The sequence below is a fragment of the Nocardiopsis sp. LOL_012 genome (genome assembly GCF_048060475.1).
Taxonomy (GTDB): Bacteria; Actinomycetota; Actinomycetes; order Streptosporangiales; family Streptosporangiaceae; genus Nocardiopsis.
The window spans coordinates 1-21,457 of sequence record NZ_JBHMIV010000007.1 but is presented as its reverse complement, the minus strand read 5'-3'; the positions used below and the strand labels follow the sequence as shown (position 1 = coordinate 21,457).

At 70.3% G+C, this 21,457-nt stretch carries 21 protein-coding genes; 18 read left to right on the top strand and 3 right to left on the bottom strand.

The annotated features are described in order from the left end of the window. Positions 1-67: 67 nt before the first annotated feature. Positions 68-2,017: a glycosyl hydrolase family 18 protein gene (locus tag ACFHWE_RS06330; protein ID WP_416599665.1), complete on the bottom strand. Its 1,950-nt coding sequence runs from the start codon at positions 2,015-2,017 to the stop codon at positions 68-70. 406 nt (positions 2,018-2,423) lie between these two features. Here ACFHWE_RS06330 and ACFHWE_RS06325 point away from each other — a divergent pair, with 406 nt between their 5' ends. From ACFHWE_RS06325 to ACFHWE_RS06270, 12 genes are all read left to right on the top strand, one after another. Further along, positions 2,424-2,945, top strand: a complete 522-nt coding sequence (locus tag ACFHWE_RS06325) for a MarR family winged helix-turn-helix transcriptional regulator (protein WP_416599792.1) — start codon at positions 2,424-2,426, stop codon at positions 2,943-2,945. A gap of 72 nt (positions 2,946-3,017) precedes the next feature. Beyond that, complete coding sequence (locus ACFHWE_RS06320; RefSeq protein ID WP_416599664.1) at positions 3,018-4,733, top strand: acyl-CoA mutase large subunit family protein; 1,716 nt, start codon at positions 3,018-3,020, stop codon at positions 4,731-4,733. A gap of 157 nt (positions 4,734-4,890) precedes the next feature. After that, positions 4,891-5,832, top strand: a complete 942-nt coding sequence (locus tag ACFHWE_RS06315; protein WP_416599663.1) for a co-chaperone YbbN — start codon at positions 4,891-4,893, stop codon at positions 5,830-5,832. Between the two features lie 136 nt (positions 5,833-5,968). After that, positions 5,969-6,709, top strand: a complete 741-nt coding sequence (locus ACFHWE_RS06310) for an AAA family ATPase (RefSeq protein WP_416599662.1) — start codon at positions 5,969-5,971, stop codon at positions 6,707-6,709. Positions 6,710-7,042: 333 nt separating this feature from the next. After that, positions 7,043-8,440, top strand: coding sequence for an NAD-dependent malic enzyme (locus ACFHWE_RS06305; protein WP_416599661.1), 1,398 nt, complete (start codon positions 7,043-7,045; stop codon positions 8,438-8,440). Between the two features lie 35 nt (positions 8,441-8,475). Further along, a complete protein-coding gene (locus ACFHWE_RS06300) occupies positions 8,476-9,057 on the top strand; it encodes a YqgE/AlgH family protein (protein WP_416599660.1) in 582 nt (193 codons plus the stop codon). A gap of 63 nt (positions 9,058-9,120) precedes the next feature. Continuing rightward, positions 9,121-9,369, top strand: coding sequence for a DUF3039 domain-containing protein (locus tag ACFHWE_RS06295; RefSeq protein WP_028646788.1), 249 nt, complete (start codon positions 9,121-9,123; stop codon positions 9,367-9,369). A gap of 236 nt (positions 9,370-9,605) precedes the next feature. Then, positions 9,606-10,412 (top strand): class E sortase, encoded by an 807-nt coding sequence (locus tag ACFHWE_RS06290; RefSeq protein WP_416599659.1) that lies wholly within the window; start codon positions 9,606-9,608, stop codon positions 10,410-10,412. 4 nt (positions 10,413-10,416) lie between these two features. Continuing rightward, positions 10,417-10,623, top strand: a complete 207-nt coding sequence (locus ACFHWE_RS06285) for a hypothetical protein (protein ID WP_416599658.1) — start codon at positions 10,417-10,419, stop codon at positions 10,621-10,623. Between the two features lie 85 nt (positions 10,624-10,708). Further along, positions 10,709-12,433, top strand: a complete 1,725-nt coding sequence (locus tag ACFHWE_RS06280; protein WP_416599657.1) for a DEAD/DEAH box helicase — start codon at positions 10,709-10,711, stop codon at positions 12,431-12,433. 69 nt (positions 12,434-12,502) lie between these two features. Further along, positions 12,503-13,492, top strand: coding sequence for a zinc metalloprotease (locus ACFHWE_RS06275; protein ID WP_416599656.1), 990 nt, complete (start codon positions 12,503-12,505; stop codon positions 13,490-13,492). A gap of 9 nt (positions 13,493-13,501) precedes the next feature. Then, complete coding sequence (locus tag ACFHWE_RS06270; protein WP_416599655.1) at positions 13,502-14,509, top strand: tryptophan--tRNA ligase; 1,008 nt, start codon at positions 13,502-13,504, stop codon at positions 14,507-14,509. A 57-nt stretch (positions 14,510-14,566) separates the two neighbouring features. On the opposite strand, the gene ACFHWE_RS06265 is transcribed toward ACFHWE_RS06270, so the two are convergent. Together ACFHWE_RS06265 and ACFHWE_RS06260 are read right to left on the bottom strand one after the other, a co-directional pair. Continuing rightward, positions 14,567-15,139 carry an isochorismatase family protein gene (locus tag ACFHWE_RS06265; protein ID WP_416599654.1) on the bottom strand — a complete coding sequence of 191 codons (573 nt, stop codon included), beginning with the start codon at positions 15,137-15,139 and terminating at the stop codon, positions 14,567-14,569. Positions 15,140-15,164: 25 nt separating this feature from the next. After that, on the bottom strand, positions 15,165-16,463 hold the full coding sequence (locus tag ACFHWE_RS06260) for a nicotinate phosphoribosyltransferase (RefSeq protein ID WP_416599653.1): 1,299 nt from the start codon (positions 16,461-16,463) through the stop codon (positions 15,165-15,167). Positions 16,464-16,586: 123 nt separating this feature from the next. Between ACFHWE_RS06260 and ACFHWE_RS06255 the strand changes: the two genes are divergently transcribed. From ACFHWE_RS06255 to rdgB, 6 genes are all read left to right on the top strand, one after another. Next, positions 16,587-17,003: a Mov34/MPN/PAD-1 family protein gene (locus tag ACFHWE_RS06255; RefSeq protein WP_416599652.1), complete on the top strand. Its 417-nt coding sequence runs from the start codon at positions 16,587-16,589 to the stop codon at positions 17,001-17,003. Between the two features lie 115 nt (positions 17,004-17,118). Continuing rightward, positions 17,119-17,397: a MoaD/ThiS family protein gene (locus ACFHWE_RS06250; RefSeq protein WP_416599651.1), complete on the top strand. Its 279-nt coding sequence runs from the start codon at positions 17,119-17,121 to the stop codon at positions 17,395-17,397. Between the two features lie 16 nt (positions 17,398-17,413). Further along, on the top strand, positions 17,414-18,361 hold the full coding sequence (locus tag ACFHWE_RS06245) for a PLP-dependent cysteine synthase family protein (RefSeq protein ID WP_416599650.1): 948 nt from the start codon (positions 17,414-17,416) through the stop codon (positions 18,359-18,361). A gap of 299 nt (positions 18,362-18,660) precedes the next feature. After that, positions 18,661-19,413 (top strand): MBL fold metallo-hydrolase, encoded by a 753-nt coding sequence (locus ACFHWE_RS06240; protein ID WP_416599649.1) that lies wholly within the window; start codon positions 18,661-18,663, stop codon positions 19,411-19,413. A gap of 121 nt (positions 19,414-19,534) precedes the next feature. Further along, entirely contained in the window at positions 19,535-20,254 is a 720-nt protein-coding gene (rph, locus tag ACFHWE_RS06235; RefSeq protein ID WP_416599648.1) for a ribonuclease PH, read from the top strand. A 56-nt stretch (positions 20,255-20,310) separates the two neighbouring features. Continuing rightward, positions 20,311-20,916, top strand: coding sequence for an RdgB/HAM1 family non-canonical purine NTP pyrophosphatase (gene rdgB, locus ACFHWE_RS06230; protein WP_416599791.1), 606 nt, complete (start codon positions 20,311-20,313; stop codon positions 20,914-20,916). Positions 20,917-21,457 lie beyond the last annotated feature (541 nt).

Here is a 21,457-nt window from a genome sequence, read left to right as displayed (position 1 = left end):
AGAACATCGGGCCTCTAGGGCGCCCGAACACGCTCCGAAGCGGAGCGGAGGAGCAAAGCAGACAGGCCTAGTCGTTCAGCGCCGCGTCGATGGCGTGGATCAGGGTGCCGTCGGCGTCGTCGCCGTCGACGGACCAGATCATGATCCCGCCCAGGCCGTTGCTCTGCGCCCAGTCGGTCTTCTGGGTCAGGGAGACCTCGTCGTCATAGGTCCAGAACGTGTTCCCGTCGTAGAGCCAGGCGGTCCCCAGTTCGTCGTCGCGGTACAGGTCGAAGCCCTGGAGACCCTGGATGACCTTCCAGTCCTCGATGCCGTTCTCGTAGGTGCCGGGGGCGGGTCCCGTGGCGCTCTGGAAGAGGCCGTCACCGTTCGGGCCGGGGGCGACCCCGGTCCAGCCGCGGCTGTAGAAGGGCACGCCGAGCACGATGTCGGCGGGGTCCACGCCCCGGTCGAGGTAGGCCTGGACGGCGATCTCCGAGGAGAACAGGTCCGGGCCGGGGTCGGCGGGGTCCAAGACGATGTTGGACTGGTGGCCCGTCACCGACTCCCAGCCGCCGTGGTAGTCGTAGCCCTGCACGGTGATGAAGTCGAAGTCGGTCATGAGCTGGGCCATCTCGAACCCGAGCTCGACCTTCTCGGGGTCGGCGGGCAGGAACGCGGTCAGCTCGTAGGCTCGGCCGGTCTCGGCTTCCAGGGTGTCGAGCTGGTCGCGGAACTCCTGGACCAGGGCGGTGAAGTTCTCCTTGTCCTCGGGGCGGACCGTGTTGTGCTCGTGTCCGGCGCTGCCGGGCCACTCCCAGTCGAGGTCGATGCCGTCGAAGACCCCGTAGGCGGCGCCCGGGCCGCCGGCGCCGTCGATGACCGGCAGGTTGCCGAGCAGGAACTGGTCGATGCAGGAGCTGACCATGCGCTCGCGGGACTCCTGGGTCAGGGCCGCGTCGGAGAAGTGCTCGGACCAGGTCCAGCCACCCAGGGAGAGGTTGACCTTGAGGTTGGGGTACACCTCCTTGAGCTCGCGCAACTGGTTGAAGTTGCCGCGCAGGTCCTGGGACCAGACGTCCCCCACGCCGTCCACGCTCTCGGCGTCGTTGAACGAGCGGCCGTAGTCGGCCCAGGCGTCGCCCTGGCCGAGCTGGTTGGCCATGAAGCACTCGCCGTTGGCGTTGATGTTGCCGAAGGCGTAGTTGATGTGGGTGAGGTGCTCCGCGGTGCCGGAGGTGACCAGGTCGTTGACCAGGTAGCCCCGGGAGTAGATACCCCACTGGGTGAAGTAGGCGACCCGGCGCTCGTCCACGGGGTCACTGGGGCCGTCATCGGCGTCGGTGGTGGCCGTGACGGGCGCGCTCTCGTCGCCGCGGTTGTTGGAGGTGTCGAACGCGCGGACGGTGAAGGTGTACTCGGTCTCGGCGGTCAGGCCGCCGACGGTGGCCTCGGTCCCCTCCACCGACCGCACCACGGCGCCGTCGGAGAGGACCTCGTATCCGGCGACGGCGGTGTCGTCGGTGGCCTGCGACCAGCTCAGGGACACGGTGCTCGACGTGGTGCCGGTGGCGGTCAGGCCGGAGGGGACGGAGGGCGGTTCGGTGTCGTCCTCGCCGGGGCCGCCGGAGCAGGGGGCGCCGTCGATCGTGCAGTCGGCGGGGGTGGTGTCGGAGCCGTTGTGGACGCCGTTGAAGCCGATCCGGTAGCTGCCGCCGGCCGGAACGGTGGGGCTCCAGGAGGGCGGGGTCACCGTGTGGGTGTTCCCCGACGAGCTGTGGACGGCGTTCCAGAGGCTGGTGATGTCCACACCGTCGGCGGTGTCGAACTCGATGGTCCAGCCGGTGAGGTCGGTGTCGGTCTCGTTCTCGATGGTGAGCTGTCCGCCGTAACCGGTGTTCCAGCGGGAGGTCTCGACGTAGGTGACGGTCACCTCGCCGGGCGCGGCGGCGGCCGGGACCGGACTCAGGGCCAGTGGGGCGGCCAACAGCGCCGCGGCCAGGGCGGCGAGTCGGGATCTGGTGTGGCGTGCTCTCACGGTGGGGGTCTCCAGGGTCGTTGCGATGCGGGCGCCGACCGCAGGGGAGCGGGTCGCTCCGGTCGGCGGACAAGGGGGGTCCTTGCGGAGTCGTGCGAGTTGAGCCGGAACGGGGCGGAGGGCGGTGCACGGGCCATGCGGTTTCCCGGTGACGTGGGCGATCTAATTTTTAGGAAACTTAACTAACAGTTTCTTCGCGAGTCAATGAGAAGGAGCGGGCGTTCTGCGGCCGACCGTGCCCCACGAGGGGCCGGAAGACCCTGTGCGACCGGTTTTTCCGAGCTGGGGGACCAGACCGGTACGGCATCCCCGGAGTGGCCGAAGGCGGACTCGTGTTCTTCTTGTTCCGCCGCCGTTTGCGTGCTAAGGGTCAGGACCTGGCTAGAGTGACGGCGTGGGAAACCCGTTGAATCTTCCGTTCGACCCGATCGAGCGCGCACACGACAACTGGACGCGCAGATGGGGTGCGGCCCCCGCCATGGCGGCCGTCACCTCCGTCATGCGCGCCCAGCAGATCCTGATCGGGGAGCTGGACGGCGCCCTCAAGCCGTTCGGTCTCACCTTCGCCCGCTACGAGGCACTGGTCCTGCTCACCTTCAGCTCCACCGGGGCACTGCCGCTGGGCAAGATCGGTGAGCGGCTGATGGTGCACCCGACCAGCGTCACCAACACCATCGACCGCCTGGAGAACCAGGGCTTCGTGCGGCGCCGCCCCAACCCGAGCGACGGCCGCGGGGTCCTGGCAGAGATCACCGACGCCGGCCGGGAGGTGACCGAGGAGGCCACCCGGGCCCTCCTGGAGATGGACTTCGGGCTGGGCTGCTACTCCGGGGACGAGCTCTGGCGCATGCACGAGATGTTCACCAGGCTCAGGGTGGACTTCGGGGACTTCCCCGAGCCCGTCGCGGAGGTGGCCGAGCGTCGCTGACCCCCGTCCGGCCCCGAACCGCCGCGGGGGCCGGTCCTGTACATGTTTAGTAGGACGTCCTACTATCTCGGTATGGCCAACACCACGAACAGCTCCCCTGAGGGGATCGCGGCGGGCCGCGAGCGCTGGCAGCGCCGCTACGACGCCGCCCGCAAGCGCGACGCGGACTTCACCTCGCTGTCGGGTCGCACCCTGGAACCCGTCTACGGACCGCCGCCGGGCGCGGAGGCCCCCGGGTTCGAGCGGATCGGCTGGCCCGGCGAGTACCCCTACACGCGCGGTCTCCACCCGACCGGGTACCGGGGCCGTGCGTGGACCATCCGGCAGTTCGCCGGGTTCGGCAACGCGCACCAGACCAACGAGCGCTACAAGATGATCCTCGCCGGGGGAGGGGGCGGACTCTCCGTCGCCTTCGACATGCCCACCCTCATGGGCTACGACTCCGACGCGCCGCAGGCCCTCGGCGAGGTCGGCCACTGCGGCGTGGCCGTCGACTCGGTGGCCGACATGGAGGTGCTCTTCGACGGCATCCCGCTGGACGGGACCACCACGTCCATGACGATCAGCGGGCCCGCCGTGCCCGTGTTCTGCATGTACCTGGTCGCCGCCGAGCGCCAGGGCGCCGACACCCGCACCCTCAACGGCACGCTCCAGACCGACATCTTCAAGGAGTACATCGCGCAGAAGGAGTGGCTCTACCCCCCGGAGCCGCACCTGCGCCTCATCGGCGACCTCATGGAGTACTGCGCCGAGTCCGTGCCCGCCTTCAAACCGCTGTCGGTGTCCGGATACCACATCCGCGAGGCTGGGGCGACGGCCGCGCAGGAACTCGCCTACACGCTGGCCGACGGGTTCGGCTACGTGGAGCTGGGGCTGTCGCGCGGGCTGGACGTGGACACGTTCGCCCCGGGACTGTCCTTCTTCTTCGACGCCCACATCGACTTCTTCGAGGAGATCGCCAAGTTCCGCGCCGCCCGCCGCATCTGGGCCCGCTGGATGCGCGACACCTTCGGCGCGAAGACGGAGAAGGCGCTGTGGCTGCGCTTCCACACCCAGACCGCGGGGGTGTCCCTCACCGCGCAGCAGCCCCACAACAACGTGGTGCGCACCACGGTGGAGGCGCTCGCCGCCGTCCTGGGCGGCACCAACTCCCTGCACACCAACGCCCTGGACGAGACGCTCGCGCTGCCCACAGAGCAGTCCGCCGAGATCGCCCTGCGCACACAGCAGGTCCTCCGGGAGGAGACCGGCGTGGTCAACGTCGCCGACCCGCTCGGCGGCTCCTGGTACCTGGAGGCGCTCACCGACCGACTGGAGGAGGAGGCCGAGCGGATCTTCGCCCGCATCCTGCGCATGGGCGGGGGAGAGGGGGCCGAGCACGCCATCGGGCCGATGACCTCGGGCATCCTCGCCGGTATCGGCAACGGCTACTTCGGCTCCGAGATCGCCGAGTCGGCCTTCCAATACCAGCAGGCACTGGAGAAGGGCGACAAGAACATCGTGGGTGTGACCACCAACACCGACACCGTCTCAGGGAGCCTGGACATACTCCGGGTCGGCCACGAGGTCGAGCACGAGCAGAAGCGTGTGCTGGCGCTGCGGCGCGAGCGCCGCGACGGGCCGTCGGTCGAGGGCGCCCTGGCCCGGCTGACGGAGGCGAGCCGTTCGGAGCGCGGCAACCTGGTGCCGCTCATCATGGACGCCGCCCGCGCCGAGGCCACCCTGGGGGAGATCTGCGCGGCGATGGGCGAGGTGTTCGGCACCTACACGGAGGACCCGCGCTTCTGAGCCGTGCGGGAGTTCTTCGAGGAGCCCGTTCCGCCGTCGAGGTTCGCCCCAGGGAGAACCTGAGGCCCGAGGTTCGTCTTGGGACGAACCTCGACCCCCGCCACCGGGTTGCCGGAGTGCGTCACCCGTCCTCCCGCGCATGGGGCAGGATGGAGGTATGCAGCCTTCGGACTTTTCACCGAACAGTGCCGTGGACCTCGGGGCGCGCAAGGCGGCCCTGGAGCGTGAGGCCAAGCAGCGCGCCGAGGAGTCGGCCGGTCGATCCAACCCGTACGCAGCCAACGTCGACGAGGCCACCTTCCAGGAGCAGGTCCTGGAGCGGTCGATGTCCGCCCCGGTCGTGCTCGCCGTGCTCGCCGGGTGGTCGGAGCAGTCCAAGCAGGTCGAAAGCGCCCTGGACCGCCTGTCCGCGCGTTCGGGCGGCCACTGGTTCCTGGCCAAGCTCGACAGCGAGGCGAGCCCGCAGTTGGTGCAGGCCCTGCGGGTGCCCACCGCACCGATGATCATCGTGGCCGTCCAGGGCCAGATCATGCCCGGCCCGACCGGGCCCGCTACCGAGGAGCAGTTGCGCGACTGGCTGGGCCAGGTGTTCGCGGCCCTCGCCGAACAGGGGATGCTGCCCCCGGGCCACCCCGGCACCGTCGAGGGCGAGCCCCTCGAAGGTGAGGAGGAGCAGGCCCCCGCCGTGGACCCGGTGGAGGCCGAGGCGCAGGCGGCGCTGGAGCGCGGTGACCTGTCCGCGGCCGAGGCGGCCTACGCCAAGGCCGTCGAGGCAGACCCCTCGGACGTGGAGGCCAAGCTCAACCTGGGGCGGGTCCGCCTGGCCGGACGGGTCCAGGGCGTGGACGGGGAGGCGGCGCTCCAAGCGGCGGCCGACCGGCCCGAGGACGTGGCCGCCCAGTGCACGGCGGCCGACGTCGACATGTCCGTCGGCAGGTTCGAGGAGGCCTTCGACCGGCTCATCGCCACGGTGAAGCGGACGGCCGACGAGGACCGCGACGCCGCGCGCGGCCACCTGCTCTCCCTGTTCGAGCTGCTGCCGCCGGGGAACCCGAGCGTGGCGGCCGCGCGTCGCAAGCTCACCTCGGCGCTGTTCTGACCTGATCGCGGTGAGGAGGATGCGAAGTAGACATTCTTCGCATCTTTCTTTTTAAGCAACTCATAGGTGAATATTGGATTAACGGGTGCGAACATGGAATCGGCGGTATATATCCCCAACGATTCGGCAGGCACCCATGGACAGCGACGACGCACCCCGTGGCGACGTACCCGTGGTCACGGTCTCGGCGGCCTTCGGTGCAGGGGGCGCCGTGGTCGGTCCGGCCGTCGCCGACCGGCTCGGCGTCCCCTTCCTCGACCGCGCCATCCCGACCGCGGTGGCGTCCCGTGTCGGCTGCTCCCTGGAGGAGGCGCTCCGGCACGACGACCGTGGTCCCGGTCGGCTGGAACGCCTCCTGGTCGGGGCGGCCCGGGTGCCCGTGGCCACCCTCGGCGGCTGGGACGCACACCTGAGCGGCGCTGCCGACCGCTACGGCCGCCTCCTCTGCGATCACGAGTTCGTCGAGGAGACCGAGCGCGTCATCGGCGGGTTCGCTCGCACCGGGGGCGTGGTCCTGGGCCGCGCCGCCGCGGTGGTGCTCGCCGACCACCCCGCCGCCCTGCACGTCCGTCTCGACGGGGACCGGCGGGACCGGCTGCGCCACGCGCGCCTCCTGTGGGACTCCGGCTTCGGGGAGGACGGCGAGGGGTGGCGCGACGAGCCGCCCACACCGAGGGCGCTCGACGACAACGACCGTGCGCGCACCGCCTACGTGCGCAGGTTCTACCGGACCGATCCGGCCTCGCCGAGCCTGTACCACATGGTGCTGGACGGAACCGTGCTGTCGATGTTCGCCTGCGTCGAACTCGTGGTCAGGGCTGTCGGGGACCGGGTGGCGGCGGCTGGGCGGCGGCGCAGCAGCCTGGAGCAGGTCTGAATCGAACCGATCGCACCCTGGCAAGATGGGCGTCGCGGAAAATTATGCTGTTTTTTACTTTTCGGGTAAATGTCGCCTTGTGCTTATGGGTTCGACCCCGGCTCGGGTAGGCTGAGGCGACCCGTTCGTGAGCGCCAACCGGCGGCGCGCGGCCCCGCACCGTGCCCGCCCGGCCCCTCGCGCGGCGAAGCCGACCGCGGCACACCCGCGAACACCACCGCGTGAAGCGGACTCCGTCCCACCCTCCGCGCCCGTGGACACGTGTGCCGCGAGCCGCGGCGGGAAGCGCCGCCCCACCGGCGCGAGACACCGAGAGAAGCCGAGGAGCAACACGTGGCCAGCCTTCCCAGCGTTTCCTACTCCATCACCGTCCGGCTCGAACTGGACGCGGGAGGCAGCGCCGTCGGCAGCCTCACCAGCGCAGTCGAGCAGGTGGGCGGACTGGTCACCGCGCTGGACGTCGCGGCCGCCGGGCACGAGCGCATCCGGATCGACGTCACCTGCGCCGCGCGTGACACCGACCACGCCCAGACCATCATCGACGCCCTGGGGTCTGTGGAGGGTGTCACGGTCCACAAGGTCAGTGACCGCACCTTCCTCATGCACCTGGGCGGCAAGATCGAGATGTCCTCCAAGGTGCCGCTGCGCAACCGCGACGAGCTGTCCATGGCCTACACCCCCGGCGTCGCCCGCGTCTCCCAGGCCATCGCCAAGAACAAGGACGACGCCCGCCGCCTCACCATCAAGCGCAACAGCGTCGCCGTGGTCACCGACGGCTCCGCCGTCCTCGGCCTGGGCAACATCGGCCCCGAGGCCGCGATGCCGGTCATGGAGGGCAAGGCCGCCCTGTTCAAACGCTTCGCCGACATCGACGCCTGGCCGATCGCCCTGGACACCCAGGACGTCGACGAGATCGTCCGCACCGTGCAGGTGATCGCTCCGGGGTTCGGCGGCATCAACCTGGAGGACATCTCCGCCCCACGCTGCTTCGAGGTCGAGGCCCGCCTGCGGAAGCTGCTCGACGTCCCGGTCTTCCACGACGACCAGCACGGCACCGCCATCGTCGTCCTCGCCGCCCTGCGCAACGCCCTGCGCGTGGTCGGCAAGGAGCTCAGCGCGGTCCGCATCGCCATGTCCGGCGCGGGCGCGGCCGGCACGGCCATCCTCAAACTCCTCATGCACGCCGGCGCCAAGGACATCATCGTCTGCGACGTGCACGGCGCCGTCCACACCGGCCGCGATGAGCTGGGCGACAACCTGGGCTGGATCGCTGAACACACCAACCCCGAGGGCTACTCCGGCGACCTCAGGGGGGCCGTGGCCGGGGCGGACGTGTTCATCGGGGTCTCCGCACCCAACGTGCTCGGCGGTGAGGACATCGCCGAGATGAACGAGGGCTCGATCATCTTCGCCCTGGCCAACCCCGACCCCGAGGTCGACCCCGAGATCGCGCACCTGCACGCCGACGTGGTGGCCACCGGACGCAGCGACTACCCCAACCAGATCAACAACGTGCTGGTCTTCCCCGGTGTCTTCCGTGGCCTGCTCGACGCGCAGAGCCACGAGGTCACCTCCGACATGATGGTGGCGGCGGCCGAGGCCCTGGCGGACGTGGTGACCGAGGACGAACTCGGACCGAACTACATCATCCCGAGCGTGTTCCACTCCGACCTGTCCGCCCACGTGGCCACCGCCGTGCGCGAAGCGGCCCAGCGCGGCCGGGACGTGTGAGGCGCGCGCCCGCGCCCGAACCCGGAAGGTGGAGCATGGACCGGACGACGCTGACGGGGAGCCTGCTGGTGGCCGCCCCGATGCTGAGGGAGGACTCCTTCAGGAGGTCGGTGGTGTTCGTCGTGGACGACACCGCCGACGGAACCCTGGGCGTGATCCTCAATCGCCCCTCGGACGCGGCCGTCGGTGCGGTCGTCGCCGAGTGGGGCGGCCGCGCCAGTGAGCCCGCGGTCGTGTTCTCCGGAGGACCCGTCGGCACCGGTTCCGGGATCGCCCTGGGCGCCGCGGCCCTCGACGGCAGGCCGGAGGGATGGTCCCCGCTGGAGGGGCTCGGTCCCCGTTCGGGCCTGGAGTCGGTGGGGATGGTGGACCTGGGGCGCACGCCGGACACGGCGGACGCCTCGCTGACGGCGCTGCGCGTCTTCGACGGCTACGCGGGGTGGAGTTCCGGGCAGTTGGCCGGTGAGATCGAGGAGGGCGCCTGGTTCGTCGTGTCCGCCACCGCCGACGACGTGTTCACGGCCGCCCCGGAGGGGCTGTGGGGCCGGGTGCTGCGCCGCCAGGGCGGCACCCTGGCGCTGCTGTCGACCTATCCAGACGACCCCGAACTGAACTGAGCCGCCGCTGGGCGGGTGGCACCCTATACCGTGGGACACAGACTTCGAAAGGTGTGAGGAACCATGTCGATGGACGTCCTGAACAAGGTTCTGCCGGACAGCGAGACCAAACCGGACATCTCCCACGATGACGGTGACCGCGAGCGCTTCGCCCACTACGTGCAGAAGGACAAGATCACCGAGAGCGCCGTGACCGGCAACCCGGTGATCGCCCTGTGCGGCAAGGTGTGGGTGCCCAACCGGGACCCGAAGAAGTTCCCGGTGTGCCCGGACTGCAAGAAGGCCTACGAGGACCTCATGAAGAACGCGTGACGTGACGCGGGCGCCCGCCCATGCGGGCAGGGCCCCGGCGGCGGGCTCCGCGCCGGGGCCCTGCCCGTTGGCGTTTCCCGTCCCCCTCCCGCCCTCTGGACGGTTATCGTGGTCGCGCGCGATTTGGGGCATGCGGCCACCTAAGTCCGCCCTGTGCAGGTACCGTTCTGTGGGCGGTCCCACACGGGTGGACGCCCACGGCTGGCCGCGCGAGTATCCACAGGAGTAGGTCCTCATTGGTCTCCACAACCGAACGGCACAGGCACGGCGCTTCCGGATCCCGGCGGGGGCGCCGGGGCTCGGCGGGCAGGCGCCGCAGACCGCCCGCGTCCCGGCACACCACCGGTGACGTGGTGCGCGGTATCGTCCGCACCATCGGCGAGGTCCTGCTGACCGTCGGTCTGCTGATGCTGTTCTACGCCTCCTACGAGGTGTACGGCGGCCAGTGGGAGACCGAGCGCGAGCAGCAGGAACTGGCGCAGGGGCTGGAGGAGGCCTGGGCCGCCGAGGCCGCGGCAGAGGAGGACACGGAGCCCGGGCCGGAGTCCGAGCCCCTGCCCGGAAGCGCCGACAGCCGCCTGTACCTGCCCTCCCTCGACCTGGACTGGGTTGTGGTCAACGGGACCACGCCCAGCGACATCCTCAACAGCCCGGGGCACTACACCGACTACGGCAGCGAGCCCGGCGCGGTCGGCAACTACGCCGTCGCCGCGCACCGCACCCCCGGCCTGTTCTGGGACATCGACCAGCTTGAGGACGGCGACGTGATGGTCCTGGAGGACGCCGAGAACTTCTACACCTACAGGGTGTTCGAGGAGCAGACGGTCCTTCCCGGAGACGTCTGGGTCATCGAGCCCGACCCGTTCGACGACGCCACCGACGAGGCCCCCGAGCGCAGCCTCATCACGCTCACCACCTGTGCCCCCAAGCTGAACAACACGCACCGTCTGATCGTCTGGGCCGAGCTCGCCGAGACCACCCCCAAGTCCGACGGCATGCCGGAGGAGATCGCGCACATGGCACCGGAAGCCGAGGAGGAGTAGGGCGATGTACGGTCTCATCTGGCGTGTGCTTCCCGGCCCCTGGCCGTCCAAGCTGATCATGGCGCTCGGCCTGCTGTTCGGGGTGCTCGCCCTCCTGTGGTTCTTCGCCTTCCCCGAGATCTCGCCGCACATGCCGTTCAACGACGGCGCCGTGGAGGTCGAGGGCGCCGGAACCGGGGGCTCCGGCGCGGGGGAGGCCGCCGAGGGCTGACGTGGCGGGCGCCACGGACACGCCCCTCGGTTCGGTCCGTCGGGGACGCTAACCTCTAGCGGGTGAGCGATGGGGGATCGATCGAATGACGGTGACGCAGGCCACGATGGAGGAACGCCTGCGCGGGCTCCGCGCATGGCAACTGGAGGCGTTCGAGGAGTACTTCCGCCGGGAGCCGCGCGACTTCCTCGCGGTGGCGACACCCGGCGCGGGCAAGACCACGTTCGCCCTCACCCTGGCGAGCGAACTCCTCCAACGGTACGCGGTGCGCGCGATCACGATCGTGTGCCCCACCGAACACCTGAAGAAGCAGTGGGCCCAGGCCGCGGCCCGCTTCGGTCTGGCGATCGACCCCGACTTCAAGAACGGCCAGGGCGCCCCGGGCCGCCAGTACGTCGGGGTGGCGGTCACCTACGCCCAGGTCGCGGCGCACCCCATGCTGCACCGCAACCGCACGGAGGCGCGCAAGACCCTCGTCATCTTCGACGAGGTCCACCACGCGGGCGACGCCCTGTCCTGGGGCGAGGCGGTCCGGGAGGCCTTCGATCCGGCGGCGCGGCGGCTGAGCCTGACCGGGACCCCCTTCCGCTCCGACGTCAACCCGATCCCCTTCGTGGACTACGTCCAGGACGTGGCCGGGGTGCGCCGGTGCTCCTGGGACTACAGCTACGGGTACGCTCCCGCCCTGGAGGACGGGGTGGTGCGCCCGGTCATCTTCATGGCCTACTCCGGTGAGATGCGCTGGCGCACCCGTGCGGGCGACGAGCTCGCCGCCCGCCTGGGCGAGCCACTTACCCAGGACGCCCTCTCCCAGGCATGGCGCGCCGCGCTCGACCCCAAGGGCGACTGGATCAAGAAGGTGCTCCACGCCGCCGACCGCCGCCTGACCGAGGTCCGCAAGACCCACCCGGATGCGGGCGGCCTGGTCATCGCCAGCGACCACGAGAACGCCCGCGCCTACGCGCGCATCCTGCGCCAGATCACCGGCAAGGGCGCGACCGTGGTCCTGTCCGACGACCCCGCGGCCTCCAAGAAGATCTCCCGGTTCGCCGACGGCGACGACCGGTGGATGGTGGCGGTGCGCATGGTCTCGGAGGGGGTGGACGTGCCCCGCCTGATGGTGGGCGTGTACGCGACCTCCACCAGCACCGCCCTGTTCTTCGCCCAGGCGGTCGGCCGCTTCGTGCGTGTGCGCCAGCGCGGCGAGGTCGCGTCGGTGTTCCTGCCCTCGGTGCCCACCCTGCTGGAGTACGCGGGGGAGATGGAGCGCGAGCGCGACCACGTCCTGGACAGGACACCCGCGGAGGACGGCTTCCCCGAGGAGGACCTGCTCAAGGAGGCGAACAAGAAGCGCGACACCCCCGACGCCGGGGAGGAGCTGCCGTTCGAGACCATGGAGTCCGCAGCGGAGTTCGACCGTGCGCTCTACGACGGGGCCGAGTACGGCGGGATGCCCGGCTCCTCCGAGGAGGAGGACTTTCTCGGCCTCCCGGGGCTGCTCGAACCCGAACAGGTCTCCCAGTTGCTGCGCAAGCGCAAGGCCGACCTCAAGGCCGGGGAGATCCGGGCCAGGAAGACCGGTGAGCCCGAACCCGAACGGGAGGGGGCCGCGCACGAGGTCCTGGCGGGGCTGCGCAAGGAGCTCAGCGGGCTCGTGGGCGCCTGGCACCACCGGACCGGCAAGCCGCACGGCGTCATCCACAACGAGCTGCGCCGGGCCTGTGGCGGCCCGCCGGTGGCGCAGGCCTCCTCGTCGCAGATCCGGGAGAGGATCGCGAAGATCCGCGACTGGGCCGTGGGCCGTAGTTAGCAAACAGTTCGCAAGTCCGAGCACGGTGTATCGACCCAGAGTAATTGTTACTATACATTCCGTGGCGTGATGGCACGATGCTCTGGCGGCGGATCAGCCGCGCTGTGGTCGGGACTGGTGCTGTGCGGCGTCGCCCTGGCGGGAACGGTGGCGATGGCCCCCGGGGAGGGGAGCGGCACCGCCGACCCGGGCGAGCGGTACGAGGAGTGCGACCCCGCCACGGCGGCGCGTGTGGCCGACCCCGCCGCGGCCTCCCGGCTCCCCGTCGGCTCCGAACTCACCCCGCACCAGGCCGCCGAGTACGAACGCCGGCTCCAGGACGCCCTGTCGTCGATGCACGGGCAGAGGTCCGCGGTCGCGGACTCGCGCGAGGTCCCGGTCGTGGTGCACGTCGTCTCAGCCTCGGACGGGCGCGGGCGGGTGAGCGACCACCGGATCCGAGAGCAGATCCACGTGCTCAACCAGGCCTATGGCGGCGGGTTCGCCGGCCAGGGCGCCGACACCGGATTCCGCTTCAGACTGCGCGAGATCACCCGCACGGTGGACGACACCTGGTTCGACGACTTCACCGCCCACCGCGACGAGATCCGCGCGGACCTGCACCGGGGCGGCGCCGAGACGCTCAACCTCTACACGACCGACCTGGCGGGCGACCTCCTCGGATACTCGACCTTCCCCCAGGACCAGAGGGACCGGCCCGAGCAGGACGGGGTGGTGATCTCCTACAGGTCGCTGCCGGGCGGGTCCCGCCGGGGCTTCGACCTGGGCCACACCGCCACACACGAGATCGGGCACTGGCTGGGCCTGTTCCACACCTTCCAGAACGGCTGCGCCCGGCCGGGGGACTACGTCGACGACACCCCCTACGAGCGGGAGGCCGCCGCGGGCTGCCCGCGCGGGCGCGACAGTTGCCGCGAGCGGCGCGGGACCGACCCCGTCACCAACTTCATGAACTACTCGCACGACGGCTGCATGACCCACTTCACCCAGGGCCAGGCGGACCGGATGGTCCAGCACTGGACGGCCTTCCGCGCGGGGAAGGCCTCCGCGCGCCGATAGTCTGTTGCCATGGCAGCGAACACCTACCTGACCGGGATCAAGCCCACCGGCGACTTCCACCTGGGCAACTACGTCGGTGCGATCAAGCCCGCCCTCGCGGCGGCCGAACAGTACGACACGTACTACTTCATCGCCGACTACCACGCACTCAACACCGTCAAGGACGCCGGGGAGCTCCGGCACAGCATCCGGTCCGGAGCTGCCACCTGGATCGCGTGCGGGCTCGACCCGCGGCGGACCGTCGTCTACCAGCAGTCGCGGGTGCCCGAGACCTTCGAGCTCACCACCATCCTGAGCACCCTCACCCCCAAGGGCCTCATGAACCGGGCGCACGCCTACAAGGCCGCCCGCGACCGCAACGTCGAGGCCGGGATCACCGACCTGGACGCCGGGATCAACATGGGGCTGTTCAACTACCCCATCCTCATGGCCGCCGACATCCTGGTCATGGAGAGCACACACGTGCCCGTCGGCCGCGACCAGACACAGCACCTGGAGTACACCGTCGACATCGCCGGGTACTTCAACCACCGCTTCGGGGAGGGCTACACCTTCCCGCTCCCCAAGGGCGTCATCGACGAGGGGGAGGCGAGCATCCTCCCTGGCGTGGACGGCCGCAAGATGAGCAAGTCCTACGACAACCACATCCCGCTGTTCCTGCCGGAGAACAAGCTCAAGAAGGCGATCCGTAGGATCCCGACCGACTCCACCCCGGTCGAGGACCCCAAGGACCCCGAGAGCTCCGTCCCCTTCCAGCTCCTGCGGCACTTCGCCGACGCCGACCAGGTCGCCGAGGTGCGCGTGCGCCTGGAGAAGGGCGGGATGGGCTGGGGCGAACTCAAGAACGAACTGTTCGAGGCGGTCAACGCCGAGATCGCCCCCAAGCGCGAGCGCTACGAGGAGCTCATGGCCGAGCCCGAGCGCATCGACGCGATCCTGCTGGAGGGCTCCGAGTGCGCCCGCGAGCGCGCCCGGGCCACCGTCGACAGGGTGCGCGCCGCCATCGGCGTCGCCTGAGCCCGCCCATGGACGCCGACCGGGCCCCGGTCGGCGTCCGCGGGCGGGTCCCGCGCCTCAGCCGATCCGGGGCTCGCCCTCAAGCGCGACCCCGGCCGCGCGCAACTCCTCCAGCGCCGCGTCCACCGTCGGGCGCGCCACCCCGGCGGTGAGCCCGAGCAGGACACGGGTACGCAGCCCCTCGCCCGCCGCGTCCAGCGCCGTGGCGCGCACACAGTGGTCGGTGGCGATCCCCACGACGTCCACCTCGTCCACGTCGTGGGCGCGCAGCCATGCGGCCAGCGAGGAGCCGTCGTCACCGGTGCCCTCGAACCCGCTGTACCCGTCGGAGTACTGCCCCTTGCTGAACACCTCGTCGGCGGCCGCGGCGTCGAAGGCGGGGTGGAACCGCGCGCCCTCGGTCCCGGCCACGCAGTGCCGGGGCCAGCTCCTGACGAAGTCGGGGTCGTCGGAGAAGTGGTCCCCCGGGTCGATGTGGTGGTCGCGTGTGGCCACCACGTGGTTGTAGTCGTCGGCGTTCGCGCGCAGGTACTCCGTGACGGCGGCGGCGGTCTCGGCTCCGCCCTTCACCGCTAGGCTGCCCCCTTCACAGAAGTCGTTCTGCACGTCCACCACGATCAGTGCCTTCATGGCGTCCTCCTCGTCTCTTCGCGAATCAATGGAAGACGGTGGGCAGTGCGGCGTCGCCGCGCGACATCCGCAGCGCCTCCTCGGGCAGTTCGGCCAGGGTCTCCCGGTGGCGCTGGCGCGCCTGGTGCACGCTCTCGCGCCCGACCACCTCGCCGCCGGCCACCAGCGGACGCAGCAGCGGCCGCGTCCCCTTCGCCTCCGGCGGCTCGTGCGGGTAGACCTCCTCGCTCACTGCCGTTCCCCGGCCGTCCAGACGCCGCAGGGCCCACTTGCGCCCGCCCCGGCTCGGCTTGCCGATCGAACGCTTGGCGACGGGCTCCAGAGGCGCGTCCGGCGCGGTGCCGCGCGCCCGTGCCACCAACTTGTAGACCAGCGACACCGTCGGCGCGCCCGAACCGGTGACCAGGGCCGTGCCCACGCCGTAGCCGTTCACGGGCGCCACCGCCAGCGCCTGGATCGCGTACTCGTCCAGGTCCCCGGTGACCACGATGCGCGTCTCGCGCGCGCCCAGGCCGTCGAGCTGCTCACGCACCTTGGCGGCGGTCGTACCCAGGTCGCCGGAGTCGATACGCACCGCACCCAGCTCGGGCCCGGCCAGCTCCACGGCGGTCCCCACGGCGCGGTGGACGTCGAAGGTGTCGACCAGAAGGGTGGTCTGCCGGCCCATCGTCGCCAGTTGCGTCTCGAAGGCGTGCCGCTCGTTGTCGTGCAGCAGGGTGAAGGCGTGGGCGGCCGTGCCCCCGGTCGGCACCCCGAACGAGCGCCCCGCCTCCAGGTTGGAGGTGCTCGCGAACCCGGCCAGGTAGGCGGCGCGCGCGGCGGCCGTCGCCGACCGCTCGTGGGTGCGGCGCGACCCCATCTCGATGATGGGCCTCTCGCCCGCCGCGACCACCATGCGAGAGGCGGCGGAGGCGATCGCGCTGTCGTGGTTGAACACCGAGAGCGCGAGGGTCTCCAGGATGACGGCCTCGGCGAAGGAGGCCTCCACGACCATGATCGGCGAGCCGGGGAAGTAGGCCTCGCCCTCGCCGTAGCCCCAGATGTCTCCGGTGAACCTGTAGGCGGACAGCCACTCTAGGGTCGCCTCGTCCACCACGCCGTGGTCGGAGAGGAAGTCGAGTTCGGCCGAGGAGAACCGGAACCGCTCCAGCAGGTCCAGGAAGCGTCCGGTCCCGGAGACGACGCCGTACCGGCGGCCCTCGGGCAGCCGGCGCCCGAACATCTCGAAGACCGACCGCCGTCCGGCGGCGCCGCTGGACAGGGCCCCCTGGAGCATCGTCAGCTCGTAGTGGTCGGTGAGCAGCCCGCTGCTGTCCTGGTTCATGTCCGAAAGCCTAGTCCGGTGTGGCACGGTGGAGCGGGGGCGCCCCACCGGCGGCGCGTCCGACGGGGGCCGTATCAATACCCACCTGGTTGGTAGGGAACGGGATGTGGGTACCCTGGAACCATGCTGAGGATTGATCGCTCGATCTACGACAAGATCGTCGCCCACGCCCGCCGCGACCACCCGGACGAGGCGTGCGGCGTCGTGGCCGGGCCCGAGGGCTCCGACCGTCCCGAGCGGTTCGTCGAGATGATCAACGCCGAGAGATCGCCCACCTTCTACCGGTTCGACTCTCTCGAACAGTTGAAGGTCTGGCGTGAGATGGACGACAACGACGAGGAACCCGTCGTCATCTACCACTCGCACACCGCCACCGAGGCCTACCCTTCGCGTACCGACATCTCCTATGCGTCCGAACCCGGTGCCCACTACGTCCTGGTGTCCACACGCGACCCCGAGACCGTCGAGTTCCGCTCCTACCGGATCGTCGACGGCCGGGTCACCGAGGAACCGGTCGAGGTCGCCGGGGACGGAGAGTAGCCCGTCCTTTCGCGGACCGCCCGGTTCGCACCGGCGGGCCGCCGCCCGGAATGGGACCGGCGCGGCGCCCGTTGGGAATGAACGCACAACCATCACCGCTAACGGAGACATCTTCATGGCCATCGAGGTCCGCATTCCCACCATCCTCCGCAACCTGACCGGGGACGCCAAGGTCGTCGAGGGGTCCGGTGACACCCTCGGAGGGCTCTTCACCGACCTGGACAGCCGCTACCCCGGCATCGGTGAGCGCCTGGTGGACGGAGGGAAGCTGCGCCGGTTCATCAACGTGTACCTGAACGACGAGGACGTCCGTTTCGTCGGCGGACTGGAGGCCAAGCTCTCCGACGGCGACAGCGTGACCATCCTGCCGGCGGTAGCCGGCGGAAGCCGCTAGGGCCGGGTTCGGGGACATGCGCTACGACTCGCTGCTCGACTCCCTCGGCGGTACGCCCCTGGTCGGGCTCCCCCGGCTCTCGCCCTCCCCGGAGGTCCGGTTGTGGGCGAAGCTGGAGGACCGCAACCCCACCGGCTCGATCAAGGACCGCGCGGCGTTCTTCATGATCGAGCAGGCCGAGAAGGACGGGTTGCTCTCCCCGGGCTGCACGATCCTGGAGCCGACGTCGGGGAACACCGGGATCTCCCTGGCCATGGTCGCGAAGCTGCGCGGCTACCGCATGGTGTGCGTGATGCCGGAGAACACCTCCGCCGAGCGCAAGCAACTGCTCTCGATGTGGGGCGCCGAGGTCCACTTCTCCGACGCGGCCGGCGGTTCCAACGAGGCCGTGCGCGTCGCGAAGGAGATGGCCAAGGAGCACCCCGACTGGGTGATGCTGTACCAGTACGGCAACCCGGCCAACGCCCGCGCCCACTATGAGACGACGGGTCCGGAGATCCTCGCCGACCTGCCGGAGATCACCCACTTCGTGGCCGGTCTCGGGACCACCGGGACCCTCATGGGTGTGGGGCGCTACCTGAGCGAGCACCGGCCGGACGTCCGGATCGTCGCCGCCGAGCCGCGCTACGGCGAGCTCGTCTACGGCCTGCGCAACCTGGACGAGGGGTTCGTCCCCGAGCTCTACGACGAGAGCGTGCTCACCACCCGCTTCTCCGTGCCCTCGGACGCCGCTCTCAAGCGGACCCGCCAGCTCCTGGACCAGGAGGGCATCTTCGCGGGTATCTCCACGGGTGGTGCCCTGCACGCGGCCATGGGGATGGCGAAGAAGGCCGAGAAGGCGGGCGAGCGCGCCGACATCGTGTTCGTCATCGCCGACGCCGGGTGGAAGTACCTGTCCACGGGGGCCTACGAGGGGACGCTCGAAGAGGCCGAGGAGCGCCTGGAGGGGCAGCTCTGGGCCTGACCTCCACGCGTGCGGGAGACCTCCACGGGGGCCGGTGCCGACGGGCACCGGCCTTCGCCGTGTTCGCGGGGTGGTCCGGAATGCGTTGAGTGAACCGGGTGGAGCCGGGCGGACAGGGCGAGAGGGTACACGTGACGGGCCCCGCTTGAGATGCGCGCCACATTTTGTGCCACCGGGCTGGTCGTTGGGGTAGACCCGTAACAACGGGTACATCCGCAGAACCAGCCGCCATCCGCGCTCAGTGTCGACAGACGACGGGGTGCCAAGGACGCCGCGCGGCCCATCGAAAAGGCGACGACGTGCGACTCACGATTATCGGGTCCTCCGGGAGCTTCCCCGGACCGGACAGTTCGGCCTCCTGCTACCTGGTCGAGGCGGACGGCTTCCGCCTGCTCCTCGACATGGGGAACGGGTCGCTCGGTACGCTGCAGCGCCACATCGACATCTACTCCGTGGACGCCGTCTACCTGAGCCATCTGCACGCCGACCACTGCTTCGACCTCTGCTCCTACTGGGTCGCCAGGACGTACCACCCGGAGGGTCCCAAACACCGCATCCCGGTCTACGGTCCGGAAGGCGTCGCCCTGCGAATGGCCGAGGCGTACGGGCTCGACGCCGACCCCGGTATGACGGGGGCCTTCGACTTCCACGAACTCGCCCCCGGTGAGTTCGCGATCGGCCCGTTCACCGCTCGCGTGGACCGGGTCAACCACCCGGTGACGGCGTTCGGTATCCGGCTGGAGCACCAGGGACGGAGCCTGGCCTACTCCGGGGACACGGGCACCTGCGACTCCCTTGTGGCGCTGGCAGCCGGCACCGACCTGTTCCTGTGCGAAGCCGCCTTCCAGGACCACCGCGAGCACCCCAAGGACATGCACCTCACCGGCAGCGAGGCCGGGGAGCACGCCAGCCGGGCCGGGGCGCGGAGCCTGATCCTCACCCACCTGGTGCCGTGGAACGACGACGAGGTGACCCTGGCGGAGGCGCGCTCCACCTACAGCGGCCCCATCGGCCTCGCTCGCAGCGGCCAGGTCCACACGCTCGGGGAGTGACCGGGGAACCGGACGACACGTGCGAAAGCCGCTCAGAGGAGCCCATCCGGCCCCCGGATCCGCGGACGCACACTCGGCGACTCCCGCGCCGACGGGCACCTCGCGGATATACGCTCTTTGCATGGCTCGACCTGACGGACGCGTTCCGACCCAACTCCGACCCGTGACCATCAACCGAAACTGGCTTCGCCACGCGGAGGGCTCCGTGCTCATCGAGTTCGGGGAGACCCGTGTGCTGTGCGCGGCCACAGTGGAGGACGGCGTCCCCCGGTGGCGCCGGGGCACAGGTGAGGGATGGGTCACCGCGGAGTACGCGATGCTTCCCCGCTCCACCGACACTCGGGGCGCCCGGGAGTCCGTACGCGGCAAGATCGGCGGGCGCACGCACGAGATCTCCCGCCTCATCGGCCGCTCCCTGCGCGCGGTCGTGGACTTCAAGGCGATGGGTGAGCACACCATCACGCTCGACTGCGACGTCCTCCAGGCCGACGGCGGTACCCGTACCGCCGCGATCACCGGGGCGTACGTGGCGATGGCCGACGCGATGAGGTGGCTGCGCAAGCGCCGCAAGCTCAAGAACAACCCGCTGACCGGCTCCCTGGCCGCGGTCAGCGTGGGCGTGGTCCAGGGCCAGCCCCGCCTGGACCTGAACTACCTGGAGGACTCGGTCGCGCAGACGGACATGAACGTCGTGGTCACCGGGGGCGGCGAGTTCGTGGAGGTGCAGGGCACCGCGGAGGGTGCCCCCTTCGACCGGAAACTGCTCGACTCGCTGCTCGATCTCGCGGTCGGCGGATGCGAGGAGCTGACCGCACTGCAAAAGAAGGCCCTGGCGGAGTGACCACGCAGAGCGGTGTCGGCAGGCGCATCGGCGGCCTGCCCACAGGAGGTGGAACAGTGCAGATCGTCCTGGCCACCCGGAACGCGAAGAAGGTCCCGGAACTGCGGGAGATCCTCTCCGGCTCCGGCGTCGAAGCACGTGTACTTGCGCTCGACGCCTTTCCGGACGCGCCGGAGGTTCCCGAGACCGAGCCCACGTTCACGGGCAACGCCCTGCTCAAGGCTCGGGCGATCGCGTCGCACACCGGTCTGCCCGCGGTGGCGGACGACTCCGGCCTCAGTGTGGACGAACTCAACGGGATGCCGGGTGTGCTGTCGGCCCGGTGGGCCGGCAGGTTCGGTGGGCCGGACCGGGACCGCGCCAACCTGGACCTGGTCCTGGACCAGCTCGCGGACACCCCGCCGGAGCGCCGTGGCGCCAGGTTCGTGTGCGCGGCGGCGCTGGTGCTGCCCGACGGCGTCGAGGCGGTGACCGAGGGCGTACTGCGCGGACGGATCCTGCGGGAGCGCCGCGGGGAGAACGGGTTCGGCTACGACCCGGTGTTCGTTCCCGAGGGGGGAACCCGGACCACGGCGGAGATGCCCTCGGAGGAGAAGAACGCGATCAGCCACCGGGGGATCGCGTTCCGCGCTCTCGCCCGGGAGCTGGCCGACATGCTGTGACCCGGTTTCCGAGCGGCTGGGAGGACGGCTGCTCGGGGCCTGTCCGGCCTCTGCGAGGAATCCGGTTCCCCGGTGTTTGAGCACTGGGGAACCGGGGGACGATGAGGGTTACCCGGCCCTGGGGTCGGACCACAGACAGCCGGTCTCCGTGAGGAGATCGACTCGCCCGGGGGCGTCGTCCGCGGTAGAGCTGCTGGAGGCAGCCGAGGCGGATCGTCTGAAGAGGTGGGGGATACCCCCCATCGAACAGGCGAGTTGACGCCGCCGGGCCCAACGCCTATAGTCGTTGAGTCGCCGCGGCACCGGCGTGCCCTCCTCATAGGTGTGAAGCCAGAGAGTCGGCTCGGAAGGTGGGCGGCGATCACATACCTTTTCCGGCCGTAATGGTCTGAGCATCTGCTCGGGTCCGGTAGGGTCGGGGAGTCGCTTCACACGAATTCGACTTCGAGTCGGAAAAGCATGAAGCATATCGGGCTTCACCCCCGTTCGGGTGTTGCGTACGAACCGCCGGGTTTGGCGGGAACACGGAACAGCTGATAAA

Bases quoted from the DNA above. Each gene is read 5' to 3' on its own strand.
- ACFHWE_RS06320 (WP_416599664.1), top strand. From the start codon at position 3,018: ATGGCCAACACCACGAACAGCTCCCCTGAGGGGATCGCGGCGGGCCGC.
- ACFHWE_RS06315 (WP_416599663.1), top strand. From the start codon at position 4,891: ATGCAGCCTTCGGACTTTTCACCGAACAGTGCCGTGGACCTCGGGGCG.
- ACFHWE_RS06310 (WP_416599662.1), top strand. From the start codon at position 5,969: ATGGACAGCGACGACGCACCCCGTGGCGACGTACCCGTGGTCACGGTC.
- ACFHWE_RS06300 (WP_416599660.1), top strand. From the start codon at position 8,476: ATGGACCGGACGACGCTGACGGGGAGCCTGCTGGTGGCCGCCCCGATG.
- ACFHWE_RS06295 (WP_028646788.1), top strand. From the start codon at position 9,121: ATGTCGATGGACGTCCTGAACAAGGTTCTGCCGGACAGCGAGACCAAA.
- ACFHWE_RS06285 (WP_416599658.1), top strand. From the start codon at position 10,417: ATGTACGGTCTCATCTGGCGTGTGCTTCCCGGCCCCTGGCCGTCCAAG.
- ACFHWE_RS06280 (WP_416599657.1), top strand. From the start codon at position 10,709: ATGACGGTGACGCAGGCCACGATGGAGGAACGCCTGCGCGGGCTCCGC.
- ACFHWE_RS06275 (WP_416599656.1), top strand. From the start codon at position 12,503: ATGGCACGATGCTCTGGCGGCGGATCAGCCGCGCTGTGGTCGGGACTG.
- ACFHWE_RS06270 (WP_416599655.1), top strand. From the start codon at position 13,502: ATGGCAGCGAACACCTACCTGACCGGGATCAAGCCCACCGGCGACTTC.
- ACFHWE_RS06265 (WP_416599654.1), bottom strand. From the start codon at position 15,139: ATGAAGGCACTGATCGTGGTGGACGTGCAGAACGACTTCTGTGAAGGG.
- ACFHWE_RS06260 (WP_416599653.1), bottom strand. From the start codon at position 16,463: ATGAACCAGGACAGCAGCGGGCTGCTCACCGACCACTACGAGCTGACG.
- ACFHWE_RS06255 (WP_416599652.1), top strand. From the start codon at position 16,587: ATGCTGAGGATTGATCGCTCGATCTACGACAAGATCGTCGCCCACGCC.
- ACFHWE_RS06250 (WP_416599651.1), top strand. From the start codon at position 17,119: ATGGCCATCGAGGTCCGCATTCCCACCATCCTCCGCAACCTGACCGGG.
- ACFHWE_RS06245 (WP_416599650.1), top strand. From the start codon at position 17,414: ATGCGCTACGACTCGCTGCTCGACTCCCTCGGCGGTACGCCCCTGGTC.
- rph (WP_416599648.1), top strand. From the start codon at position 19,535: ATGGCTCGACCTGACGGACGCGTTCCGACCCAACTCCGACCCGTGACC.